This window comes from Neolewinella agarilytica, assembly GCF_900110645.1.
Lineage (GTDB): Bacteria > Bacteroidota > Bacteroidia > Chitinophagales > Saprospiraceae > Neolewinella > Neolewinella agarilytica.
In genome coordinates this window covers 1-23708 of record NZ_FOFB01000012.1, presented here as the reverse complement: position 1 = coordinate 23708, position 23708 = coordinate 1, and the positions used below count along the sequence as shown (strand labels likewise).

Sequence of the window (23708 nt, the reverse complement as noted above, 5' to 3'; positions counted from 1 at the left end):
GGCAATTCAATCTAACTATGACACACACTTATTCCATTTCCGGTATGACTTGCGACCACTGCGTCGCCAAGGTTCAAAAGGCCTTGGAGGCGGTACATGGTATTCAATCTGCGGAGGTAACGCTGAATCCGCCGCAGGCTGTCGTCACCATGCACCATCACGTTACCGTAGAAGATCTCAACGCGGCGGTCGCGGCGGCCGGAGATTACACGCTGGCAGCGGAATTGGGAGCAGTAGGTACTACTAAAGATCACCTGGCGGAACTCACTGAGCACGGTCATGAGGCTGCGATCAGTGAGCACAACCATCAGGGGACGGACCACACCAAGATGAATCATGAGAAGATGGATCATTCCACCATGGACCACAGTGAGATGGACCACGCCACCATGGATCATTCAAAAATGGATCATTCCGGGCACGGTAATCATGGCGATCACCACCGGATGATGATCGAGGATTTTAAGCGGCGATTTTGGGTGTCGCTGGTGCTGATGTTACCGGTGCTTTTACTGGCGCCGATGATTCAGAACTTCCTGGGGGTGAGCTGGACCTTTACGGGTGACCGCTATCTACAGTTCGTGCTGTCGTCCATCATCTACTTTTACGGTGGATGGCCGTTTCTGAAAGGTTTGAAGGAAGAACTTGGCAAGCGGGCTCCCGGGATGATGACGCTGATCGCGATTGCCATTTCTGCGGCTTACATCTACAGCTCCGCCGTCGTTTTTGGTTTGGAGGGCAAGACCTTCTTTTGGGAACTCGCCTCGCTCATTGTAGTGATGCTGCTCGGCCACTGGATCGAGATGCGCTCGGTGCTCGGAGCCAGTAAAGCCCTGGAGGCGCTGGCTGCGTTGATGCCCAACGAGGCGACGCGCATAGATGACAAGGGACAAGCCAGTAAAGTATCGATCAGTGAACTGAAAACCGGGGACTTGATCCTGATCAAGCCCGGAGAGAAGGTTCCCGCTGACGGTGTAATCAAAGAAGGCAGCAGTTCCCTGAACGAGAGTATGCTGACGGGAGAGAGCGTGCCCGTGAGCAAATCCGAAGGGGCGGAAGTTATTGGTGGCTCCATCAATGGTAGTGGCGCGATAAAAGTGCAAGTCAAAGGAGTAGGGGAGGATAGCTACTTGGCCAAAGTGGTCAAGCTGGTACAGGATGCTCAGGGGCAAAAGTCGAAGACCCAGCACCTGGCCGACCGGGCGGCGAAATGGCTTACCGTGATTGCGCTGGTGGCAGGCTTTGGCACCTTTGCCGGGTGGATGTTTATGGGCAAGGAGCTGGCCTTTGCGTTGGAGCGAATGGTAACCGTTATGGTCATCTGTTGTCCGCATGCACTGGGCCTGGCCATTCCGTTGGTCGCGGCGATCTCCACCAGCGTTTCCGCTAAACATGGTCTGCTGATCCGTAACCGGACAGCCTTTGAGAACTCGCGCAAGATCACCACCATTGTTTTCGATAAAACGGGGACGCTGACGAAAGGATCGCATGAGGTAACCCGGGTAGTGACACTGGCGGAGGGCTGGGACGAAGCGAAGCTATTACGCTACGCTACGGCGGTAGAAAGTAGTTCGGAGCACCATATTTCGAAGGGGTTGCAACGGCGGGCTAAGGCTGACGGATTGAAAATACCCACTAGCAAAGGCTTCAAATATGAAGCCGGAATAGGCGTGAGCGGAACGGTAGAAAGCAAAGCAGTCCGTGCTGGCGGCTACCTGATGCTGGAATCCGCCGGCATTATGGCCCCGGACGACAGTGATGACGGGGTAGAAACAAAAATATTCCTGGTCGTCGATGGCCAGCTTGTTGGCTTTGTCACCTTCGCCGACCAGATTAGGGAGTCTTCCGCGGGCGCCATTGATACGCTTCAAAAGAACGGCATTAAATGCTTGCTGCTGACGGGGGACAACGAACGTGTTGCCGCTTCGGTAGCCAAGGAGTTAGGGATGGACGATTACCTGGCGGAGGTCCTTCCGGATCAGAAGCAGGACAAAATCAAAGAACTGCAGGCGGCGGGAGAGTTTGTGGCCATGACGGGTGATGGCGTTAACGACGCTCCGGCCCTGACGCGAGCCGACGTGGGAATTGCCATTGGTTCCGGAACGGACGTTGCGGCGGAAACCGCCGACATCGTTCTGGTCGACAGCGACCCCAAAGACATCGCTAACCTTATCCTTTTTGGTAAAGCGACTTACCGGAAGATGATTCAGAATTTGTGGTGGGCTACTGGGTACAATGCGGTGGCTTTACCGCTGGCAACCGGCTTTATTCCCGGCTTGGTGATCAGCCCTGCTTTCGGTGCAGCGCTGATGAGTATCAGTACGGTTATTTGTGCGGTAAACGCACAACTGCTGAAGAGAGAATTGGAGTAGCCTGCTTACGTAATGATGTAATCATTAGCCACGATCCTGTAATGCGTTTGGTGCCTTGCCGAACGAACTTTGTAATCCAAAACAAAGTGACATGAGCGTGCTTACCGACCAAGACAAGCGTATTAAGATTGCCGAAAAAGAATCCTTCCCGGTAACGGGGATGAGCTGCGCCGGCTGTGCCTCCAGTGTAGAAAGCATCCTGAAAAAATTACCGGGTGTCAATGATGTGAGTGTCAACTTTGCCAATACTACCGCCCTCGTAGACTTCGACCATGATAAGCTAACGGCTAACGAACTACGCAACGCCCTTCAGGCGGTTGGCTATGATCTGATTGTTGATGTAGATGACCCCACGGCCGTCCAGGAAGAACTGAAAGAAAAAGAGTACGCGATGATCAAGCAGCGTACGATTTGGTCGGCTATCCTCACGCTTCCCGTTTTCCTCATCGGAATGTTTTTTATGGAGTGGCCGGTAGGCCGGTGGATAAGCCTGGGCCTGGCTTCCGTAGTACTATTTTGGTTCGGTCGCCACTTCTACGTCAACGCCTGGAAGCAAGCGCGCTACGGCAAAGCCAATATGGATACGCTGGTGGCGCTGAGTACGGGCATCGCCTTCCTGTTCAGTTTATTCAATACCCTGAACCCGAAATTCTGGTTGGACCAGGGACTGGAACCACACGTTTACTACGAGGCGGCTACGGTGATCATCACCTTTATTTCCCTCGGTAAACTACTGGAGGAACGAGCGAAGTCGAACACATCTTCGGCGATCAAAAAACTGATTGGGTTGCAGCCTAAGACGGTTAAAGCGATCGTCAACGGAGAAGAGGTAGAGATGGCTATTGCAGACGTTACCACCGGGCAACTGTTGCTGGTGCGACCTGGAGAGAAAATTCCCGTCGATGGCCAGGTGCAAGACGGAAACAGCTTTGTAGATGAAAGCATGATTACTGGAGAGCCGGTGTCGGTTCGTAAAGCCGAAGGAGAAGCAGTATTGGCAGGCACGGTCAATCAGAAAGGCAGCTTCCGTTTTGTGGCGGAAAAGGTGGGCGGCGCGACGCTGTTGGCGCAGATCATCAAGATGGTGCAGCAGGCTCAGGGAAGCAAGGCACCGGTACAGAAACTGGTGGATAAGATCGCGGGCATATTTGTCCCGATTGTGATGGTCATTGCGGTGGTAACGTTCATCAGCTGGATGGTGCTTGGCGGTGAAGATACCTTTACGCACGCTTTGCTAACCAGCGTGGCAGTACTGGTGATTGCCTGTCCGTGTGCCCTCGGATTGGCGACACCGACGGCCATCATGGTTGGCATTGGTAAGGGAGCCGAGAACAACATCCTGATCAAAGATGCGGAGAGCCTGGAATTAGGATACAAAGTAGACGCCATCGTGCTGGACAAAACGGGAACAATCACGGAGGGGAGCCCCAACGTAATGGAAGCGTACTGGGAAGAGGGCGCGGCCGCAGGTGCAGTAGAAGGTTGGAAAAGTATTGTGTTGGCTGCGGAAGCGAAGTCTGAGCATCCCCTGGCCGAAGCCGTCACGTCTTGGCTGAAGGATGCCGGGGTAAAGCCTGTTTCCCTGGATGACTTTACCAGTATCACCGGCAGGGGCATCAGCGCCCAATTCGAAGGTGCTACTTATTACGTAGGCAACGAACGGTTAATGAACGAACACGGCCTAACAACTCCCCCCGGCACCCGCGACCGCGCCCAAAAACTGCGGGAAGCGGCGAATACGGTGGTCTACGTAGCCGACGAGAGGAACGTGCTCGGAATCATCGCCATCGCCGACCGGATAAAGGAGAGTTCCCGTAGCGCGATTGCTACGCTTCAGGAACGGGGTATCGACGTATATATGCTGACGGGAGACAACGAGCAAACCGCCGCTGCCGTTGCGAAAGAGGTGGGGCTGAAGGACTTCCGAGCGGAAGTACTACCCGCCGATAAAGCTGCATTTGTGGAGCAGTTACAGGCCGAGGGTAGGGTAGTGGCCATGGTCGGTGATGGCATCAATGATTCCCACGCGCTGGCGCAGGCGGACGTCAGCATTGCCATGGGCAAAGGCTCGGATATTGCGATGGACGTTGCTAAAATGACGCTGATCACTTCGGACTTGTCGGTTATTCCTAAAGCACTTCGCTTGTCTAAACTTACGGTTCGTGGCATCCGTCAAAACCTGTTCTGGGCCTTCATTTACAATCTGATCGGAATCCCGATTGCGGCGGGGCTACTGTACCCGATCAATGGTTTCCTGCTCGATCCTATGATTGCCGGCGGGGCGATGGCGTTAAGTTCGGTTTCGGTGGTGGCTAACAGCTTACGGTTGAAGTCGGCGAAGCTGTTGTAACTAAAGCTAGTTGTTGTGCTTTTTGTCATAAGCGTTATCTACAATTTTCAATTATCTCAGGGAATGATGGTTGTAAACTTTGTACTAAGCAATAATCTATTTAAGTAATTAGTTAAATAGTTACTTATCTTTACCCCATGAGATCTTCAAATTCCTCTAAGGCATGTGTCCGGACATTACGGGATGGTGACCAAATACGCCGTTGCAAAAATCTGATCGCTTGCGATCAGAATACGCTCGCAAGTGCTGCCACAACCTTCACTGTCTGTGCCAGTCCGGTACGCCTGGCCATCATGAAGTTGCTGGAGGCGGAAGGGGAACTTTGTGTCTGTGATCTCGCCGAAATACTCGAGTTGAGCGTACCCGGAGTGTCACAACAGTTGCGTAAGCTAAAGGATGCTGGAGCGGTAACGTCCCGACGGGCGGGAAACACTATTTACCATTCTAGGGTACCGGAATTCCGACAAAGGTTGGTGCAATCAACCGACCTATTAGCCGAAACACAAACTATATGAAAAAGGAAACTTTGGCGTCTTCCACCGGACTACTGGCCGCCGTCGCGGCTTCCCTCTGCTGCATCGCCCCCATTCTCGTCCTCGTGTCGGGTAGTACGATCCTATTATCCGGGTTCTCCTGGATAGCACCACTGCGGCCTTACCTCATCGGCGCTTCGGCATTGGCTTTAGGAGCTGCGTGGTATTTCCATCTACGTTCCACTCCCGTGGAAGATTGTGACTGCCCGCCGGAGAACCGTTCGCTTCTTCAATCCCGAGGTTTTCTCACGGTCGTTTCTGTATTAGCGGTAGTTTTCCTGGCTATCCCTTCCTTTACGGGCGGTGATGGTCCAGTCGCAGGTAAGAGCGCAGTATTACCCACAGGTCAAGGCCAGCTAATGACCGCTACCTTCCTGGTCGAAGGAATGACCTGCGGCGGCTGTGAAAAGCACGTCTCCGATGCCGTGTACGGCGTAGCCGGCGTCGTGGAAATTGAAGCATCCTACGCGGAGAAAAATACCGTAGTCACTTTCGATGCCGCCCAAACCGACGCGGCGAGCATCGCCGCAGCCATTGCCACGACGGGCTATACCGTTACGGACTACACCGCCGTTACGGCACAAAACAATACTGAAATATGAGTACCTCCGCCATGAATCTACAATCCACCGTCACCTGTCCCGAGTGCCAGCACGAGGCAACGGAAACCATGCCCACCAATGCCTGCCAGTTTTTCTATGATTGCAAGGGCTGTGGTACCGTTCTCCGCCCCAAAGAGGGCGACTGCTGCATTTACTGTTCCTACGGAACGGAGGTTTGCCCGCCGATGCAAGACGGGGGAGGGGGCTGCTGTGGATAGGGGCGTGGCCCCAAGAATGAATACGGGGCGCAAGCGCGCAGGTGCGGAGCAAGTTCAAAGAGTCTAGTGGGGGGATAAGGTTCTTACGTCCATGCGCTTGAAGATACATGTGGCTGCTATTACAGCTCTCGCATCATTATATTTGCAGTATCCGATATGGAATTATTTACAAAGAAAGTGGTATCAGCAAATCCTTGTTTCCTAAACAGTAACTCGAAGGTATTTGGGCAAATAGCCCCTTCCTGGAAATCTGCATAGTCATACAACCCGACAGAGTCAGTCGTCGCTACGGGAAATCGGTCATCGTCGATTCTAAACACTTCTACGTCACTTAGCACTTCATCACTTCTGGTATCTGCGACTATTCCAATGCTACTTATCCCACAATCGCAAGATGTCATTAACAATGAGGTTAGAATGACCAACCATAAATTGACTTTCTCTACGTTCATCTTCGTGGCTCTATGGTTGTGACTCCTACGCGTTAGTTGGTAAATGAGGTAGTAGTATAAGGTCTCAATATCACTTTTAAATCCTCCGGAATTTCCATCGGCTGCAAGGGAGGGACGTTAGCCCCTCCAGTATTACCAGTGGGTACTTTACCGACGAAGGATTTAACGCCGCCGAAAACCAGCCGCAGTATTTGGCCGCGAATCTCCTTCCAGCTTTTGATAGCGAAGCCGAAGCGAAGCATATACCAATGCACTTCTGAATGTTCGACGGCCCAGGGTTGCCCGAGGATGTGCGCCCGCTCCAGGTGTTGCCAAGCTACACTTAGGTTGCCTTTAGCAAAGGCGGAGCGGTAGTCATCGAGTTCTTTATGGTAGTAGGGGTGGAGCCCTGCGGGCATTCTCCAGTAGAAAGTCATGATGGTAGATTGATCGGATTAGTGATAAAGATAGGGTTGTACTCGATTCACTCTCTAAAGCTAAAGGAAGATCAGCGCTTATAAGCCAACAACCTGAGCGCATTCCCAACCACGACCAGCGTAGACCCTTCGTGAGCGATTACGGCCGGGCCAATCTCCGCAATCCCCAGCAGCGTCAGCGGAATGAGAATAATTACCATACCTAAACTCATCACCAGATTCTGGCGAATGATGCGTTTAGCCATCCGACTCAGCCCAATAGCAAAAGGGAGGTTATCAAGCCGGTCGGCCATGAGGGCGACGTCGGCGGTTTCGAGGGCGACGTCAGAGCCGGCAGCTCCCATGGCGATGCCTACGGTGGATTTGGCCATGGCGGGCGCATCGTTCACCCCGTCTCCGATCATGGCGACCATGCCTTCTTCAGCGCGTAACCGTTCGATGGCGGCAACTTTGTCTTCCGGCAGAAGGCTGCCCAGCGGATCGGTGATGCCGATATCAGCGGCAACGGCGTCGGCGACTTTCTGATGATCACCAGTGAGCATGACCATCTTTTTGATGCCAATTTCTTTGAGCGCGGCTAGGGTTGCTTTTGCTTCGGGGCGGGCTACGTCCATAACGGCGATGATGCCGAGGTAGCGGTTGTCCTGGTGGACAATCATGGCGGTGTTGCCGGTGTCTTCCAGCTTGGCCATTTGCTGGTCGATATCGGTGGGGATTTCCTGACCGGTAAGTTCGCGGAACAGGCGACGGTTACCGATGTGTACGGTTTTGCCAGCTACGGTGGCTTTGACGCCGCGGGCGGTCAGGGCTTCCAGATTCTCGGCTGAAGGGAAATTGGTCGTTTTATTACCCAATCGTTCCTTACCACCGGTGACGATGGCGGCGGCCAGCGGGTGGTCGCTCAGTTCCTCAACGGCGATGGCTACGGTCAGCAGTTCGGACTCGGTGGCTTCTCCGGAGGCGATCACTTCGGTCAGGCGGGGTTTGCCTTCGGTGAGGGTGCCGGTTTTGTCAAAAGCCAGAGCGGTGATGCCGCCGAGATCTTCCAACGGACGACCACCCTTAATCAGTACACCCTGGCGGGCGGCGCGGGCCACTCCGGCCAGGACGGCGGAAGGGGTAGAGATAGCGAGGGCGCAGGGAGAGGCGGCGACCAGGACGGCCATGGCCCGGTAGAAGCTTTTGGAGAACGGCTCGTCAATGACGAGGAAAGCGAAGAGCAGTAAGAAGACCAGGCCGATGACGGCGGGCACGAAGTAGCGCTCAAACTTGTCAGTCAGCTGCTGGGTAGGGGACTGCTGGGTTTCCGCTTCCTTCACGAGGGTGACGAGGCGGGAAAGGGTGCTGTCGCCCGCCAGCTTAAGCACGCGAATTTCGAGCGGAGAACTGCCGTTAATGGTACCGGCAAACGCGCGGTGCTCCGCAGGCAAGGTGTCGAGGTCGACCTCAGCTTCAGGATCGGAGACGGGCAGCTTATCCACCGGGACGCTTTCGCCGGTAATGGGGGCCTGGTCAACGGCGGAGGTGCCGCTGACGATCACACCATCGGCGGCGATTTTGGAATTAGGGCGGACAACGATGACGTCACCGACCATCAGCTCTTCCACCCCTACTTCGGTGGTAGCACCGTTGCGTTTGACCAGGGCGGTCGGCGGGGCCAGATCGGACAGCGCTTCGATTGATTTACGGGCACGGCCCATGGCGTAGTTTTCCAGGGCGTGGCCGATGCTGAAGAGAAAGAGTAACAGCGCTGCTTCCTGAAACTCCCCGAGCGCACAGGCACCGGCGGCGGCGACGAGCATCAGGAAATCAATTTCGAACTTTCCCTGGCGGATGGTTTGAATCGCCTCGATCAGGATGAAGTAGCCTCCCATTAAAATAGCGATGACAAAAAGTACCGTTGACACCAGTTCGGGAACACCACCTAAGAAGCTAAGGATAAGACCCACGAGCCAGAACACCCCACTACCAATGGCAAAATAGAGCTCGGTGTTTTCACCGAAGATGCCGCCGTGATCGTGGTTGTGGCCATCACCCGCACCGTGCTTTTCTTTGCCGTGTTCACCAGGACCGTGGTCGTGTCCGGCGTGATCATCGGAACGCTCGGCTGTAGCGTCACTCAAAATGCGGATGTCCGTTTGGCGGATGGCGCTAATTACGGCATTTTCGTCAGTTAGCGTCGTGTCGTACTCCACGCGGGCTACGCCGGCCCCGGACACAACGGCTTCGATAACGCCGTTGGCTTTGCCTATTTTCTCTCCCACCTGGCGGGCGTGCCGCTGGTGGCGGATACCGGTGACGTCGAGTAACAAATGATGGTAGCGTTCGGTGATCTCGGCGCCGGCGCGCCGGGCGATGGCTTTGACCTTTTCGAGCGCCACCTGGTCGGGGTCGTAATGAATGCATACCTGCGGTGATGTTCCGGTTTTCAGGTGGGCTTTCTCAATGCCACCTTCGGCATTAAGCGCGGACAACAGGCGGGTTACGCACTGGTCACGCTCATCGGGGACTTCGGGGAGGAGGACGGGTAGGTCCAGTTCTAGCTTACTCATAATTGTGTGATGGTATGGATTATTTGGATAGTTTGAGAATGCGGAAAGCACCCCGCAGCACGATGGCGAAGACGATGGAGCCGACAATAAGGTCGGGCCAACGGGTAGCAGTGAGGTAGACGAGCACCCCGGAGATGATTACTCCGAAATTGATGATGATGTCGTTGGAGGTGAAGATGTAACTGGCTTCCATATGGGCTTCACCACGCTTGGTTTGCTGGATGAGCCAGAGGCAGACGGCGTTGCCGATCATCGCCAAAGCCGCTACAACAATCATAACCTTGAAATCAGGCACCTCACCGTAACCCAAAAAGCGGCGGATGACTTCGGCAAAGCCCATGATGGCCAGCCCCAGCTGAAGGTAGCCGCTATAGCCGGCGATCTGCTTTTTGCGGGCAACGGCGGCACCTACGGCTAGGAGGCTGAGCGCGTACACGAGCGCATCGGCGAGCATATCGAGGGAGTCGGCGACGAGGCCCATGGAGCCGGAGATCAGTCCGAAAGCCATCTCCACGACGAAGAAGGCGGCGTTGATGCCGAGCACCCACCAGAGGATGCGTTTTTGCTGGGCGTCATCTTCATTATTGTGGAGGGGTAGGTCGGCGGCTTCCGTAGTAAGGAGACTTCCCCCCAGCCCCAGTTCGCCGAGTGACTTTGCGAGTGGTGCAGCTTCGTTGCGGTGATATACCACGAGCTTGCGCGCGGGTAGGTCGAAATCGAGCCGCTCTACCTGGGAGAGCGGCTCTAACTTCATACGTATCATTTGCTCCTCGGCGGAGCAATCCATGGCGGTAACTTTGAAAGTGGATTTATTCATGGCGGTCTAGTGTTCGTGTTCGAGTTCTCCCGCCTGACTTTGGGCATAGACGTAATAAGCGCCTTCCGTGACGATTTGCATTCCTTTGGGTAGGGGATTGAGTAATTCGACGGCGGTGTACCCATCGTCGGTCGCGCCAGGCTTAACCAGTAGCTTTTCAAACTCCACTTCATCGCCGGAGCGCTGGGCGGGAGCGATAAATACGTAGGAGCTTTCTCCATCGCGTAAGACGGCCGCTTCGGGGAGTGCCTGGACGGTTTGGTCGGTCAGCCAGATACGGGCCTCGGCGAAGAGGTCACGGATGAACTTCGGCTGATCGCCCTTAAGGTGAGCGTGAACGCGAACGGTTTTGTTCTCCGCGTTGAATTCCTTGCCGATTACGTGAACCTCTGCTTCATACCGCTGACTACCCAGGGCGGGAATCTGGTAAGTGACGCGCTGGCCTTTTTCTAATTTGGCGACATCGCGTTCGAATACGTCGAGTTCGAGGTGAAGGTGATCTTCATCGATGATTTCCATTAACTCGGTACTTGGCTCTACATAAAGGCCATCGTGGAGGCTGATCGAGGTGATGTAGCCGGAGCGGGGGGCAAAGAGCGTGATGCGCTGGGTGATGTTATCTGGTGTGAGTTCATCGGTCTTGATACCGAGGTATTGGAGGCGCTGTTGGATGCCTTTGACGTTAGCGGTTTTAGCGGCGACCTGACTGCGCAGCCGCTGCACTTCCCGGAGGATGCCGGCGTCGGCCTTGACGAGTGTTTCCTGGCGGTCGAGTTCCTGCTTCAGGAATAAGAGTTCAGCGGATGTTTCGAGGTACTGGCGCTGGTGCTCGATGAACTCGGGGTTTTCGAGAATGGCGATGACGGCCCCGCGTTTGACGTAGTCTCCCTCGACGTAGTTGCGGGCGTTGCGGATGAAGCCGGCGGCGCGGGCGCTGACGGCGGCGTAGGCGTTGGGGGGCAGGCCGAGGGTAGCGGTAGCGCTCAGGTAACCGTTGATTTTCATTTGGGAGAAGTCGCCGAACTTGATGTCCATGGTTTCGATCTGTTCGGTGGTGAGGTGGATGCCCTCGTCGCCGTGATCGTCGTGGCCACCTTCAGCGCCGTGGTCATCATGATCTTCGTCGTGATCGTCAGCGGCCATTTCTTTTTTAGGTAGGTCGTGATCGTGGCCATCGCCTTCCTGGTGTTCGTGGGCGCGGTCGCAGGTGCTGAGGAAGGTTAATAGGAGCAGGGCGAGGGTAGTGAAAAGAAAATTTTTCATCTTGATTTATATTTTACGCGGGCCTCCCACGGGGGGAGGGTAGCGGGATAGTTTATTGGTTGAGGAGGTACTGAAGGCGAGCAACAGCGAGGTTGTGGTCGCGCACGGCGTTGAGGTATTCGCGGCTGTTTGTTCCGAGGAGTTTTAATGCATTGAGCAACTCCAGGTAGGATATTTCTCCAGCTTGGTAATTGAGTCGGGAGATGCGGATGATCTCCGGATTGACAACGGCTAACTGCTGCTGGTAATAGTCTGCCGCCGCCGCGTTACGGGCAATCTCGGACCGGGTAGCGAGTTGCTCCCGTTCAAAGCGTAGTCGTTCGGCTTCCAACTGGGTTTCGGCGACGGTGACCCCGAGCCGCTGGGTTTCGACGCGGCGTTTGGTGGCCTTATTGAACAGCGGAATCGTTACACCCGCTTCGAGCCCGGTCAGGTAACCCCCTTCAAAAAACTGCTGAGCGGAATACCCCAGACGGAAGCCTGGTTTTAGTTGTGCTTGCAAACTGGCAATGTCTGCCCTTGCATTAGCTACGTCGGTTTCCGCAAGCCGGACGAATAGGCCAGCAGTGGTAGAATCGAGTAGCAGGGGAGATGGAGCCAGCGAAAGGGTATCGGCGGCGGTAACCGGTTGGTTGGTGGCCAGCAGGCTACCGAGCTGTCGTTGCAGGGAAGTGATCTCCAGCTGCGTGCGTTCCGCCAGCGATTCGTATTCGCTCAGAGACGCTTGTAAGTTGAGTGCTTCGAGGCGGTTGCCGGCTCCGGATTCGGCCCGGACGTTAGCAATGCGCAGGTACTCGGAATAAGTGTTGGTGAGCTGCAGGTAGAGCCGTAGCAGGGCTTCGCGCTGCTGTAAGTCGACGTAGGTTTGTCGTACCTGATAAGTCAACTCAGCGCGGGTCAGCTGACTTCGAACCAGGTTGCCAGCCACGACGACATCCTGTACGGCGTTTGCTGCCCGGATGGTGGCGGGGTTGGGAAACTCCTGAACGATGGTGAGCATATTGACCCGCTGACCGTTCTCCCGAAAGAGGCCTTCGCCCTGGTAGCTGATGTCGGTGAGTCCGGGTTGGTACTTCAAGTTCTGGAGGGAACGACTTTGGTCGGTCCGCTGATCCGCCGCCAGGACGGCGGGGTTATTGCTTACGGCGACTTGCACTGCTTCTTCCAAACCTAAACTTTGCACCTGCGCCCGCGCCCCAAATGAGTAAAGGAAGAAGGGGAGAAGGAGTAAAGGCGCGGCGATGCTAGGTGGCGTTTTGCGGTCCTGCCATTTCTCTAACCAGCTGTAAAGGATGGGCAACACGATGAGCGTGAGGAAGGTGGCCGTGACCAAACCACCGATGACAACGGTGGCCAATGGCCGCTGTACTTCCGCACCGCCGGAACTGGAAAGGGCCATGGGGAGGAAGCCGAGAGACGCCACGGCGGCGGTCATGATGACGGGGCGGAGACGTACTTTGGTCCCTTCCAGGATGCGGGCGCGAACGTCATCCCAGCCCTCCTTCTTGAGTTGATTGAAGTAACCAATGAGGACGATGCCGTTAAGCACCGCCACGCCAAAGAGAGCGATGAAACCGATACCAGCAGAGATGCTGAAGGGCATGCCGCGCAGCTCCAGAGCCAGGATACCACCGATCGCCGAAAGCGGAATGGCGATGAAGATGAGTGCTGCCTGGGAGAAGCTGCCGAAGGTAAAAATAAGGAGCAGGAAGATCAGCGCAAGGGCGGCGGGTACGGCGATCATCAAGCGGGCGGAAGCTGCCTGGAGGTTCTCGAACTGACCACCGTAAGTGAAGTAATAGCCCGGAGGCAGTTTCACGTTAGCATCCAGGGCTTCCTGAATGTTACTGACAAGGGTTTCCACGTCGGTATCCCCAACGTTGACACCGATGACAATGCGGCGGTTGGTGTTTTCCCGGCTGATCTGCATAGGGGCATCCACCAATTCTACCATAGCGACTTCGCGCAAAGGAACCTGAGTGCCGTTCATGAGGGGGATGTAGAGGTCCGCTACGTCATCAATGCCCGCGCGGTATTTTTCCTGAAGGCGTACTGTGAGATCGTAACGGCGCTCCCCTTCATAAATGGTTCCGGCGCTGGCTCCGGCGAAAGCGGCCGCTACGACGCGGTTGATGTCTTTCACCTGAAGGCCATACTGGGCCATTTTGGGATAGTTGAAATCGATCAGAATCTGGGGCATACCGACGGTTTGCTCTACGTTGACCGTTCCCGCGCCGGGGATGCCGGCAATAATCCGTTCTGCTTCCTTGGCTTTTTCGAAAGCTACATCGAGGTCAGCACCATAGAGTTTGATGGCGATGTCGGCCTTGGCCCCGGTCATGAGTTCGTTAAAGCGTAGTTGGATGGGCTGAGAGAACTCGAGACCAATCCCGGGGAATACCCCCATGGATTCTTCAATTTCTTCGAAGAAATCCTGGCGGTTATCTGCGGTGGTCCATTCGTCCTTTGGCTTCATCACGATGGTATAATCACCAATCTCTACCGGCATGGGGTCGGTGGGAATTTCGGCGGCACCGATGTTAGTGACGACCTCCTCGATTTCGGGAAAGTCGGCGAGTAGCTTCTTCTGTACCCGCTTTGTCATTTCAACACTCTGGGTGAGGGACGTCCCCGGCGGGAGGATCTGCTGCATCGCTAAATCTCCCTCTTCGAGGGTGGGGATGAACTCGCCCCCCATGGTAGAAAATACCCAAAGGCTAGCCGAGAAGAGAATGATGGTAGCCAGCACGAAAGCGGCTTTAAACCGTAAGGCCAGGTGCAGGATGGGGCTGTATAAACGCTGGAAAAAGCTTATGATTCTATCAGCAATAGTTTTCTTGATACTGACTTTTTTACTCAGGAACAATGCCGTCATCATCGGTACGTAGGTGAGCGAGAGAATCAAGGCACCGGCAATGGCGAGCATGACGGTTTGGGCCATGGGCCGGAACATTTTTCCCTCAATACCTACGAGGGCAAGGATGGGGATGTAGACCATCAGGATGATGATTTCACCGAAGGCGGCGGAGCTGCGGATCTTGATGGAGGATTCCGTCACTTCCGCGTCCATTTGCTTTTGGGTAAGCTGCTGCCCTCCGTAGCCCTTGGTGAGCCGGTGGACGATGGATTCGACGATGATAACGGCGCCGTCTACGATGAGGCCGAAGTCGATAGCCCCCAGGCTCATCAGGTTGGCGGAAATGCCCAGCAGGTTCATCATCGAGATGGCGAAGAGCATCGCCAGGGGAATGACGGAGGCTACGATGAGGCTGGCCCGCCAGTTGCCCAGCAGGAGCACCAGGATGAAAATAACGATGAGGCCGCCTTCGATGAGGTTGGTCTGTACCGTCCCGATGGCGGTGGACACCAATTTATCGCGGACCAGGTACGGCTCGATCATTACCCCTTCGGGCAAAGACTTCTGGATTTGCTCCACCCGCTCTTTTACCCGTTCGGTGACGGCGGCTGAGTTAGCCCCTTTAAGCATCATTACCCGCCCACCGACGGCTTCTTCGCCGTTGCGGACGAGCGCGCCGTAACGAGGCGCTCTACCAAACTGAACGGTGGCAACATCCTGAACGAGGATGGGCCTGCCAACCCGGACGTCAACGACGATTTTTCGCAGGTCCTCCAGACTACCCGCTAGGCCGTTAGTCCGGATATAATAGGTACTAGGATTTTTCTCGATGTAAGCACCACCGGTATTCTCGTTGCTGTTTTCGAGCGCGGTGAATACATCGTTGATGCTGACGTTCATCGCCTTCAGCAGTTCCGGGTTTACAGCTACCTCATACTGCTTGAGGAAGCCGCCCATGGTGTTAATTTCCACCACACCCTCTATTCCGGACAGTTGCCGGCTGACGATCCAGTCCTGTATAGTCCGCAGATCGGTAGTAGAATACTGGTCTTCGTAGCCTTCGATGGGCCGGACGACGTATTGGTAAATCTCGCCGAGGCCGGTGGAGATGGGGGACATACTGGGCTTACCGAGACCTTCGGCAATGTTTTCCTCGGCTTCTTTGAGGTGTTCGCTGACCAGCTGGCGGGCGAGATAGAGGTCCATACTCTCCTCAAATACAACCGTGACGACCGAGAGGCCGAAGCGGGAGATGGAGCGAATTTCGACCAGGTTTTGCAGATTCTGCAGGGCCAGTTCGATGGGCGTGGTAATGAATTGTTCTACCTCCTGGGTGGCCAGGGTGGGTGAGGAGGTGATGACTTGTACCTGATTGTTAGTAATGTCAGGTACGGCATCGATGGGAATCTGTCGGAGGGAGAAGATTCCCCAGATGATGAGGGCCAGGACGAATAGTCCGACCACCAGCTTATTCGCTACGGAATAAGCAATAATCTTATCAAACATAAATAGGAAAGAGCTACGTACCTGCTGCGGGATGATCCGAGACGTCAGGTACCGTTAAACCAAAAGTGTGGGCGGGACATAGATGTCCCATAAAATAGTTTAACTAAGCTCTGGGGGGCTGCCAGTTGCCGGAAGCGTACTGAAGAGGCTTCCAGGTGGGCGAATACGCCGGCTGGGTGGTTCCAGCAGGAGGTAAAGGAAGCGCAGCCACTATCTGAGGGAGTAGCTCCGTCGGGCTGTCAAGAAAAGCACCGCAGCAAGCACAGATGCAAAAGGGAGTGCAGTGATCCTGGTGTTCTGAATCATCGTGATGCTCGTGTTCTGAGTTGGCGGCGTGGACGGCGGCGGGTGCGTCAGGGGCTACTAAAGCGTACTCATCCTGGCAGGGCACGAGTGCCAGGGCCATAAGGTATACCGCGAAGAGTAGGATGTGGTGACGCATGCAGACTAAATAACCTAGGAAGAGAGGGAAAGTTTGATTAGAACTACCTAATCATTCCTTCTTCCGCCTCAGCGTAAACACCCGCGAGACATTAAACCCAAAATGAACGTCTCCATCCAGCCAGTTGCCCGTTGTTTCGGTAATAAACCCCTTCTCAACCAAAGAAGTGGAGTTGGTGAAATGAAGTTGAAAAACATGCCCCCCCGTTTCGATATCGAAGCCAATGGATAGAGAATTGCGATAGCCCGGCGCCAGCTGGTCGGGGAGGACGTAGATGTATTCGGCATTGATGGCAATGCGTTTTGATAGTTTGATCCGGCCGGCGCCGCCAATGGCTAGTACATCATTAGCTTCACTCTCCAATCTTACCAGGTTTCGGTGGACCAATGTTGGGCTTAGCTGAAGGGTGAAGCCATCGCTGATTTTTCGGCCCAGGATCAGCTGATAGGTGTAGTACATCTTAGAACTGAGGTAATTCTCCCGATCTGGGTTCCGGAAAGGCAAGGTTTTAATCGCTGTACTCGCCATCAGGGCTAGGGTTATCGGCATCTTTTTTGCACCGCTGCTCTGCCGTAAGAGTTTATATTTCAGGAATCCATCGTAGGTCTTTTCAAAACTGCTGCGCCCTGCACCAATGGTTAAGCGGTCAGAGATGCCGTAATCGGCACCGATCCTGATGAGTGCCTGGTCCAAACCAAAGAGTTCGGAAATACCACCGCTGAGGAAACCAAAGCGGTGGCCGATCTTGAAGTCGAGAACTCCCCCGGCAGTGCTCTCAAGTGAATGCAAATTGATCACCCGATTGGTCTTGAAACTTGCTGTGGCGAAATCCACCGTCGGCTCCTCTTCCCCCAAGAGATCGAGAAGATCTTCCTGGGCGAATAATGGTAGCGCAGATAAAACAAACAACAGCATCAAAGTATGGGAGCAGTAATGAAGCATTGGAACAGGCTTAGAGAGCTATCTTTTGAGAGCGGACTTATTGGAACTACTTGGTTTTCAGCGGTTCGAGGTCTACGGTTACATCGACCACGATCTCTTTGGCAATATTGTCCCGCACTACTGCAGGAATGTCGATGTTATAATCCTGGGTGAGCACAACAAAGTTGGCGGAGGCAGAAATTTTGCCGTCCTTAACCACAAATACTCCTTCGGTTTCTACCGGCTGTGTTACACCATGGATAGTCATTTCACCCTTCACCTGAGCGGGGTAAGTACCGTCTTTGCCTAGGTCGATCATAGCCATGTTGCCGATGCTGCCCTTGAAGGTGGCTTTAGGAAATTTACCACTTTCCATATAGTTTTCATTAAAATGCTCTTGCATCAACGCCTTCTCAAAGGAAAATGCTTTGATGAGCACGGCGAATGCCATTTCCCCCGCTTCCGTATCTACGACACAAGTAGCTTTATCGTTTTTGGCTTCTATTTTTTCAATTGGGGTATCAGAAGAAAAAATTATGTGGCCCGTTCGCGTGAAATATTTCTGCGCGGAAAGAGTAGTGGTGGCTATGGCCAGAAAGAAAAGGCTGAGAAGAAAATGTTTCATGGTAACTGGAATTATTGTCGATTGAAAATTGATGAAAATTGAAGTACTCTTTTGGTCACACCGGTTTACAGCGGACCAAGACCACATCCATGAGCATCCCGGTACACAGCCCATTTAGCGCGACGCTTTGTCCTTCGCTGAAGGAGGTTTCTTTGAGTTCTGGGTCTAGTTGACAAATAACACCACCCATAATCCCACCGGCGTCTAGGGTAAGACTGATTTGCCCGTTCTCATCGGTGGTTACATTGAGAATTTCGCCTTCTACACGAATCACTTTGTCGAGGTATTTAGCGTTTGCTTCGGTTTCTCCAGCTTCGTAGTCGGCAAAGAGTTCGGTGGCGGACAACCGATGATCGGCCGTGGCGTTTGCGAGGTCGAGATGGGGTTTGTTGTACATTTGGTAGCCTATCAGGGCTCCGATTAGGAGCACCAGGGCAAAGGCTCCTAGGATTATTTTCTTGTTCATGTTTTCAGTCGTTTGGCGCCCCGGCTGCTACCCACGCGGCTATTTTTTCGATGTTACATTCTACTAATTGTGGCTCATTTTTTGGCATCGGGGAGAAGCCAGGTGTGTGTCTTATTGCTCCTAGCAGTTCACCGTTATCGACGTAGGTCCGCAAGCGGTCGTATCCCTCCAGAGTAACGCCTCCGAAATTACTGGACGCATCGTGGCAACCGTAGCAATTATCTACGATAAGTGGCAGTACATCGGCCGAATACGTGACGTTTTCCGTTGCGCATTCAGTAGTGCCGTACAACAGTTCCTCGGAGTCATAGTAACAGCCCACTAAAGGGAGAATAAGACAAAGCAGTAAGAGGTGTTTTTTCATAACAGCTTTTAATTGGTGGCGCGGCCGCAGGTGTGGGGTGAGGGGTGAAGAGCAGTGGATAAAGAGGTTCAGTTCTCTAGTGCTCCGTCTGCGATCCAGGCGGCAATCTGGTCTATTTTACATTGATCGAGTTGTGGACTACCCTGAGGCATTCGCGAAAACCCATCCTGCCAGTCAATGCTGCCCAACAACTGGCCATTATCTGCCCGGGTCTTGATACCGGAATAGGAAGCCAGGTCAATACCTCCTGAGGGAGATCCTCCGCTGTGACAACCCTGGCAGTTCGTTTCAATGATTGGCTTAACCACTGCGGAGAAACTGACGTCGGTCGTTTGACACCCTTGATTAGTTACGTCACAGCTCAAATTCTCTGCGCCTTCCAGTATCCAGGTGGCGATGCGGTTTATCTGGCTGGCTGGCAGGCGACTCCGGGGTGCTGGTGGCATCCGGTCGTCCTCATCTTCGTCCACCAGTACTTCGTAAAGATCGGTACCACTGAGGTCGAAAGGGCGTACGTCACCGGTCCTGATCACATCGTCGTAATTATCAAGAATCACCCCATCTTGAGCTGAGGTTGCATCATGACAACCACTGAAAGCACAGCTGGAGCGGAGTATCGGCAGAATTTGACGCTCGAAGTAGATCTTCGTGGAATCACAGGGAACCCCAACGGTGTCTGTTCCCATGGTATCAACTGTAGTAGTGTCCACTACAGTGGTATCAATCGGCATGAAATCATCGTCTTCCGCCATCATGAAGGGCTCGTGCCGGCAGCCAGCCAGGGCACTCAGAAAAAGCCCGATCAAAACAAGATAGCCAAGGAAACGCAGTGAATTCATGTAGATTCATTTTTTCTTAAACTTAAAATAAGGTGAAATTTTGCTTTTCTCTCTGAGCTTTCCTGCTGAACGGGAATAAGCAGTAGCTGAACGGGCATCAATCGAATAAATCGCTCGCTAAGTAGAGAAAAATGCGCTCTCCGACTATTTGTCCCTCTTCGTCTTTCAATTGGAATACATAGTTTCCAAACGGTAGCCCCTTTAGATCATATACCACTCGATGATTACCTTTTGAGAATGATTTTTCCTTTAGAACAACACGATGATTATCCCCCGAGAAATCGACTATCTCCAGGTCGAATACATTATTCGAGGGGAGTTCTAATTCCACTTCGCCCTGGGGAGAGCTGATGTTCACCGGGCCGGGTTTCAACAAGGATGATTTTTTTACCGGCTGGTAACTAAAGTAAACCAATAGCATTTCTTTGTACATCCGTTTGCCCCAGCCCATTGCCCTGGGCGGGTCATTGGGGTTAGCCAAGTTAGCGGAGGTGTTGTCGTAAGTCACTAAGGTGTGGACTACTGATCCTGCAGGCAATAATATAGGGTTTAGTAGTTCGTACCCTTGCTTGAAATGAAAATCCCAATCATCGATTCGTAACAACAGCTTTGTCGACCGGCCGTCGGGTAGGGTAGCGAACACCTCAAACTTCCGCCCCAAAAAATGTGCGTGGGGGAAAAGACTGGAAATTTCCAGATCGAACGGCACCCTAAACTTGGCGTGGACCCGATATACCTCACCCGCCGCAACGGCAAAGGTATCGTTCGTCATCACGTAGGGATTGATCAAGGGAGCAGTCCGAATCGGGCGCGGTGCAGGCACTTTCGCCCAGCGGAGTTTCACCACGGAAGAATCCCGCTGCCTTATGCCCGTAGGACCGTAGTGAACGTGTACCAACAACCGGGCATCTTTAGGCAACCATTTTGCCTTCCCTTCCGGTAAAATCTCGGCGTCTTGCCCTGCCGCCCAACTGTACCAGCGGCTTTCGTCTGGAACAAAACCCAGTTCACCAAAACTGAAGTAGCCGTACTCGGGATCCCATTCGTCAAGCGCCTGGTACTTATCGCTGGTGTCCACTGAAATCATAACCCCCTTTACGATCGACCGATTACCCGGTTCAAAGGAAATCCCGGACACCCATTTATCTTCGGTCAATCCCGTCGGCAACACGAACACCCGGTATTGATCGTAGTAAACACCGTATTGCTCGAACGATTCGTCCATGCTCAATATCAGGTCTGTGTCGAAAGGGGGGGGAGAGGGCAGTGGAGATAACTCTCCCCTAGACGGCTCACCCTTGGGCATTCCGGCCTTTACCCAGGCACCAATGGTTGCTATCTCTTTTTCGCTTAATCGGCGCTCCCCAACAAAATGGTCGGTGGGCGCTACGGCTCGGAAAGGCGGCATTAGCTTCTCCTGGGTAACGTACCGAATCATCTGGCCGTAAGCCGCTACCTTTTTATAGGTTGTTAACGCCATTGGCCCGATATTATCTCCCTGATGGCAAGGCATGCAGGAACGAAGGATCAAAGGTGCGATATCGCGGTGATACTCCGGTGATTGGGCGGATAAAATGCCGGTCCAGAATAGAAAAAGGAGGAACAGAAGTCTCAATCTTCATTATTTACCGCAGTGATGAAACACCCGACGGCAGCGGGCCATGGAGCGGTCGGAGTATGGCCTTCCTCCAGGCGACGGAGCATCGTACGCAGTTCATTGGTCCGTTCACCGTGGCGCATTTTTCCTGGCGCGGCGTAGGCATTGCTAACACGCCCCCTATAGTAAATCTGACGGCTTGTACGATCTACGATCACGACCTCCGGCGTGACTTTAACCTCCAATTGTCGGGTTAATGCGTGGGTTGGGTCCAGTTTAGCTTGCCAATCGGACAGTTCATATTTGGTCAGGAATTCGTTGGCGGTTGCTGAATTGCTGGTGGCTACGGGAAAAACGGCGTAAAAATCAGCATTCTTCCCGTGTGATTTTGCCGCTTCGCGTAAGGGCTTAGCCATATAGATGCTTATGGGACATTCTTCAGCGACGAATACATAGACGTCGTACTCTCGTTGCCCCAGCAAACAACTTGACGTAAAGATGAAGGCCAAGAATACGATGAGTTTTAACTGGTTCATATTTTCATTTTTCTATGGTTCATGTGGCGCGGCCGCAGGTGCAGAGGAAGTTGTTGGAGAGCATACATATTTTACTTTGCTCTTTGAACCTTACTTCGCACCTGCGGCCGCGCATAATTCAAAGGACTACTTTACTATAAGTTTTGCGAGGTAAAAACCGCTGCTTCCCTGTACTCTAAGCAGGTACATACCAGCAGGCAAGTTGTCCGGGCCTGCGAAACGCAGTTCCGGTACGCCAGTTAAAATACGTTCCAGCAAAATTCGGCCGCTTATATCAAGTAAAGTAACGGGTAAGGTTTCGCCGAGATCAGCCCCTTGTAATCCGGTGATGGTCCAGGCTGGTAAGGTCCCATCTATCGGGTTTGGATAGACGTTGAGTATGCGTGTTCTTCCCCTTGGACCGTTTGTGGCTACCGTACCGACCGTAATGGTCTCGCAGTAGTTACTCGTGCAATCGTTCAAGGAATCTTGTGCCAGGAGGCATACCCGGTATTCTCCAGCTGTAGCATATTGGTGAAGAGGGTTTTCTTCTCTGCTGATAGATCCGTCACCAAATCCCCACAGCCAATCGGTGGCAGCTTGCGCTTCACCATCAAATTGAACATTAAAACCCGATTCCGGGGTAAAAGTGAAGCTTGTCGTAAAACCTGAGCATCCTACGGAGCATTCTTGAGTTCTGAACGGAACGGTCACCGCACAGAAACTGGTGGTAAGATCCTGAACCGTGAGTAACCTTTCCAGACCATCTCCAGGTAAGGTTAAAGTAATTTCATTTGCCCCGTTTGGATCATTATAGGTGTAAGTTGAGTCGAGTTCTTCCCCATCCAGGAAAACCCGGAAGCCGACACTGCCCATGCTGGCATTAAAGCGAATCAGAACAGTCACTAGCCCGTCGGTACAATCCTCCGTCGCCATAATACTTCCCGCCATTCCGATACCGTTCGGCCCACCATGAGGAATACAGTAATAACCATGTAGCCCGGGTTCAGAAATCACTACTTCATACACCGCTCCCTGACCAAGTAGTCCGGATTCCCAGACAAGCGGTCCCTCGCGTTCATCCGAAGTGCTGGTGTGCGGGATCTGGCCCGTCCATACGAAAGTTACCGTATCGCCCACCGCAACGGTCAGGTCGCGCGGAAAGAAGTCAAAGTCCCTTACGGCTACTTCGTGCCGGCGGGCGCCAGTGATGGTTTCCAGATCGGTAAGTGTACAGAAGCCAGTACAGTTGGGCAACGCCACCTCACTACGTACCGTACAAGTGGTATCCGCTATGTCCACAACGGTAAACGTTGAGGTTTGTCCCATTGCAGGAACTAAAATCTCCAGCAATGTCTCCCCTCCGTTCACGTAACCGAACGGACTATCCGGCCAAAGAACACCATCCACAAACAGGTTGAAACCATTTAATCCAGGATCATCATTGCTGATCGTAAGTTGGACCTGCGTCTGATTATTTTCAGTACATCCGCCTGTTGTTTCCGCGACCAGCAACATTTGACAAGTATCAGTTACCGGACAAAGGCCCGTTTCAATCTGGGTGGAAACGGAGCAAGTAGCATCATCAGTATCCCGGACTTCAATGCTATGGCTCTGCCCGTCACCAACCACGAACACCGAAGTAGAAGTAGTTCCGGAAGCATCGTAGGAGAACGGCCCACCGGTTACCAGGTTGCCGTCCACAAAAACATTGTAGCCCGCTCCGGTACCCGTTGAGTTAAAGGAGATGGCTACGGCTACCTGCCCATCGGTGCAGTCGGGCAGAACGGTGATGGTTCCGGCCATACCGTTGCCGCCGGGCGTGCCGTGGGGGATGCAGTAGTAGTTGTGGAGTCCGGCGGAGAGTACCGGGCTTTGGTAGGTCGCTCCGGTTCCGAGCAGACCAGAGTCCCAGCTGTCCGGACCAGTGTCAACGGAGGAGGTAGCGGTGTGGGCAATCTCTCCCGTCCAGCGCCATTCGATGCGGTCGCCAGCGGCGAT

Annotated in this window: 19 protein-coding genes; 5 read left to right on the top strand and 14 right to left on the bottom strand. The window is 53.6% G+C overall.

Annotation, left to right across the window (positions count from 1 at the left end):
* Positions 1-17 precede the first annotated feature (17 nt).
* From BM123_RS11790 to BM123_RS11770, 5 genes are all read left to right on the top strand, one after another.
* Positions 18-2372: a heavy metal translocating P-type ATPase gene (locus BM123_RS11790; RefSeq protein ID WP_090168687.1), complete on the top strand. Its 2355-nt coding sequence runs from the start codon at positions 18-20 to the stop codon at positions 2370-2372.
* Positions 2373-2463: 91 nt separating this feature from the next.
* Entirely contained in the window at positions 2464-4722 is a 2259-nt protein-coding gene (locus BM123_RS11785; protein WP_090168685.1) for a heavy metal translocating P-type ATPase, read from the top strand.
* Positions 4723-4859: 137 nt separating this feature from the next.
* Complete coding sequence (locus BM123_RS24910) at positions 4860-5237, top strand: ArsR/SmtB family transcription factor (RefSeq protein WP_090168682.1); 378 nt, start codon at positions 4860-4862, stop codon at positions 5235-5237.
* Positions 5234-5857 (top strand): mercuric transport protein MerTP, encoded by a 624-nt coding sequence (merTP, locus tag BM123_RS11775; protein WP_090168680.1) that lies wholly within the window; start codon positions 5234-5236, stop codon positions 5855-5857. Before BM123_RS24910 ends, merTP begins: the two co-directional genes overlap by 4 nt.
* Positions 5854-6075 (top strand): GDCCVxC domain-containing (seleno)protein, encoded by a 222-nt coding sequence (locus tag BM123_RS11770; protein ID WP_245748527.1) that lies wholly within the window; start codon positions 5854-5856, stop codon positions 6073-6075. The genes merTP and BM123_RS11770 overlap by 4 nt, the downstream gene beginning before the upstream one ends.
* A 484-nt stretch (positions 6076-6559) precedes the next feature.
* Here BM123_RS11770 and BM123_RS11760 read toward each other — a convergent pair whose 3' ends face one another.
* From BM123_RS11760 to BM123_RS11695, 14 genes are all read right to left on the bottom strand, one after another.
* On the bottom strand, positions 6560-6943 hold the full coding sequence (locus BM123_RS11760) for a DUF3703 domain-containing protein (protein ID WP_090168675.1): 384 nt from the start codon (positions 6941-6943) through the stop codon (positions 6560-6562).
* A gap of 71 nt (positions 6944-7014) precedes the next feature.
* Positions 7015-9495 carry a heavy metal translocating P-type ATPase gene (locus BM123_RS11755; RefSeq protein WP_090168672.1) on the bottom strand — a complete coding sequence of 827 codons (2481 nt, stop codon included), beginning with the start codon at positions 9493-9495 and terminating at the stop codon, positions 7015-7017.
* 19 nt (positions 9496-9514) lie between these two features.
* Entirely contained in the window at positions 9515-10312 is a 798-nt protein-coding gene (locus tag BM123_RS11750; RefSeq protein ID WP_175489345.1) for a cation transporter, read from the bottom strand.
* Positions 10313-10318: 6 nt separating this feature from the next.
* Positions 10319-11575: an efflux RND transporter periplasmic adaptor subunit gene (locus tag BM123_RS11745; RefSeq protein WP_090168670.1), complete on the bottom strand. Its 1257-nt coding sequence runs from the start codon at positions 11573-11575 to the stop codon at positions 10319-10321.
* A 52-nt stretch (positions 11576-11627) separates the two neighbouring features.
* Positions 11628-15938: a CusA/CzcA family heavy metal efflux RND transporter gene (locus tag BM123_RS11740; protein ID WP_090168667.1), complete on the bottom strand. Its 4311-nt coding sequence runs from the start codon at positions 15936-15938 to the stop codon at positions 11628-11630.
* Between the two features lie 103 nt (positions 15939-16041).
* Positions 16042-16380 carry a hypothetical protein gene (locus BM123_RS11735; protein WP_090168664.1) on the bottom strand — a complete coding sequence of 113 codons (339 nt, stop codon included), beginning with the start codon at positions 16378-16380 and terminating at the stop codon, positions 16042-16044.
* Positions 16381-16431: 51 nt separating this feature from the next.
* Positions 16432-17295, bottom strand: a complete 864-nt coding sequence (locus BM123_RS11730) for a DUF5777 family beta-barrel protein (RefSeq protein ID WP_090168663.1) — start codon at positions 17293-17295, stop codon at positions 16432-16434.
* A gap of 73 nt (positions 17296-17368) precedes the next feature.
* On the bottom strand, positions 17369-17926 hold the full coding sequence (locus BM123_RS11725; protein ID WP_090168660.1) for a YceI family protein: 558 nt from the start codon (positions 17924-17926) through the stop codon (positions 17369-17371).
* 55 nt (positions 17927-17981) lie between these two features.
* Positions 17982-18392: an OB-fold protein gene (locus tag BM123_RS11720; RefSeq protein ID WP_090168657.1), complete on the bottom strand. Its 411-nt coding sequence runs from the start codon at positions 18390-18392 to the stop codon at positions 17982-17984.
* 4 nt (positions 18393-18396) lie between these two features.
* The gene (locus BM123_RS11715; protein ID WP_090168656.1) at positions 18397-18756 is read right to left on the bottom strand and encodes a hypothetical protein; all 360 of its coding nucleotides are present in this window, start codon (positions 18754-18756) and stop codon (positions 18397-18399) included.
* A gap of 68 nt (positions 18757-18824) precedes the next feature.
* Positions 18825-19595 (bottom strand): c-type cytochrome, encoded by a 771-nt coding sequence (locus BM123_RS11710; RefSeq protein WP_090168652.1) that lies wholly within the window; start codon positions 19593-19595, stop codon positions 18825-18827.
* A gap of 97 nt (positions 19596-19692) precedes the next feature.
* The gene (locus BM123_RS11705) at positions 19693-21210 is read right to left on the bottom strand and encodes a hypothetical protein (protein ID WP_090168649.1); all 1518 of its coding nucleotides are present in this window, start codon (positions 21208-21210) and stop codon (positions 19693-19695) included.
* Positions 21207-21728 (bottom strand): thioredoxin domain-containing protein, encoded by a 522-nt coding sequence (locus BM123_RS11700; protein WP_090168647.1) that lies wholly within the window; start codon positions 21726-21728, stop codon positions 21207-21209. Before BM123_RS11700 ends, BM123_RS11705 begins: the two co-directional genes overlap by 4 nt.
* A 126-nt stretch (positions 21729-21854) precedes the next feature.
* On the bottom strand, positions 21855-23708 hold a 1854-nt coding region (locus BM123_RS11695; protein WP_139211857.1), incomplete at its 5' end, for a plastocyanin/azurin family copper-binding protein.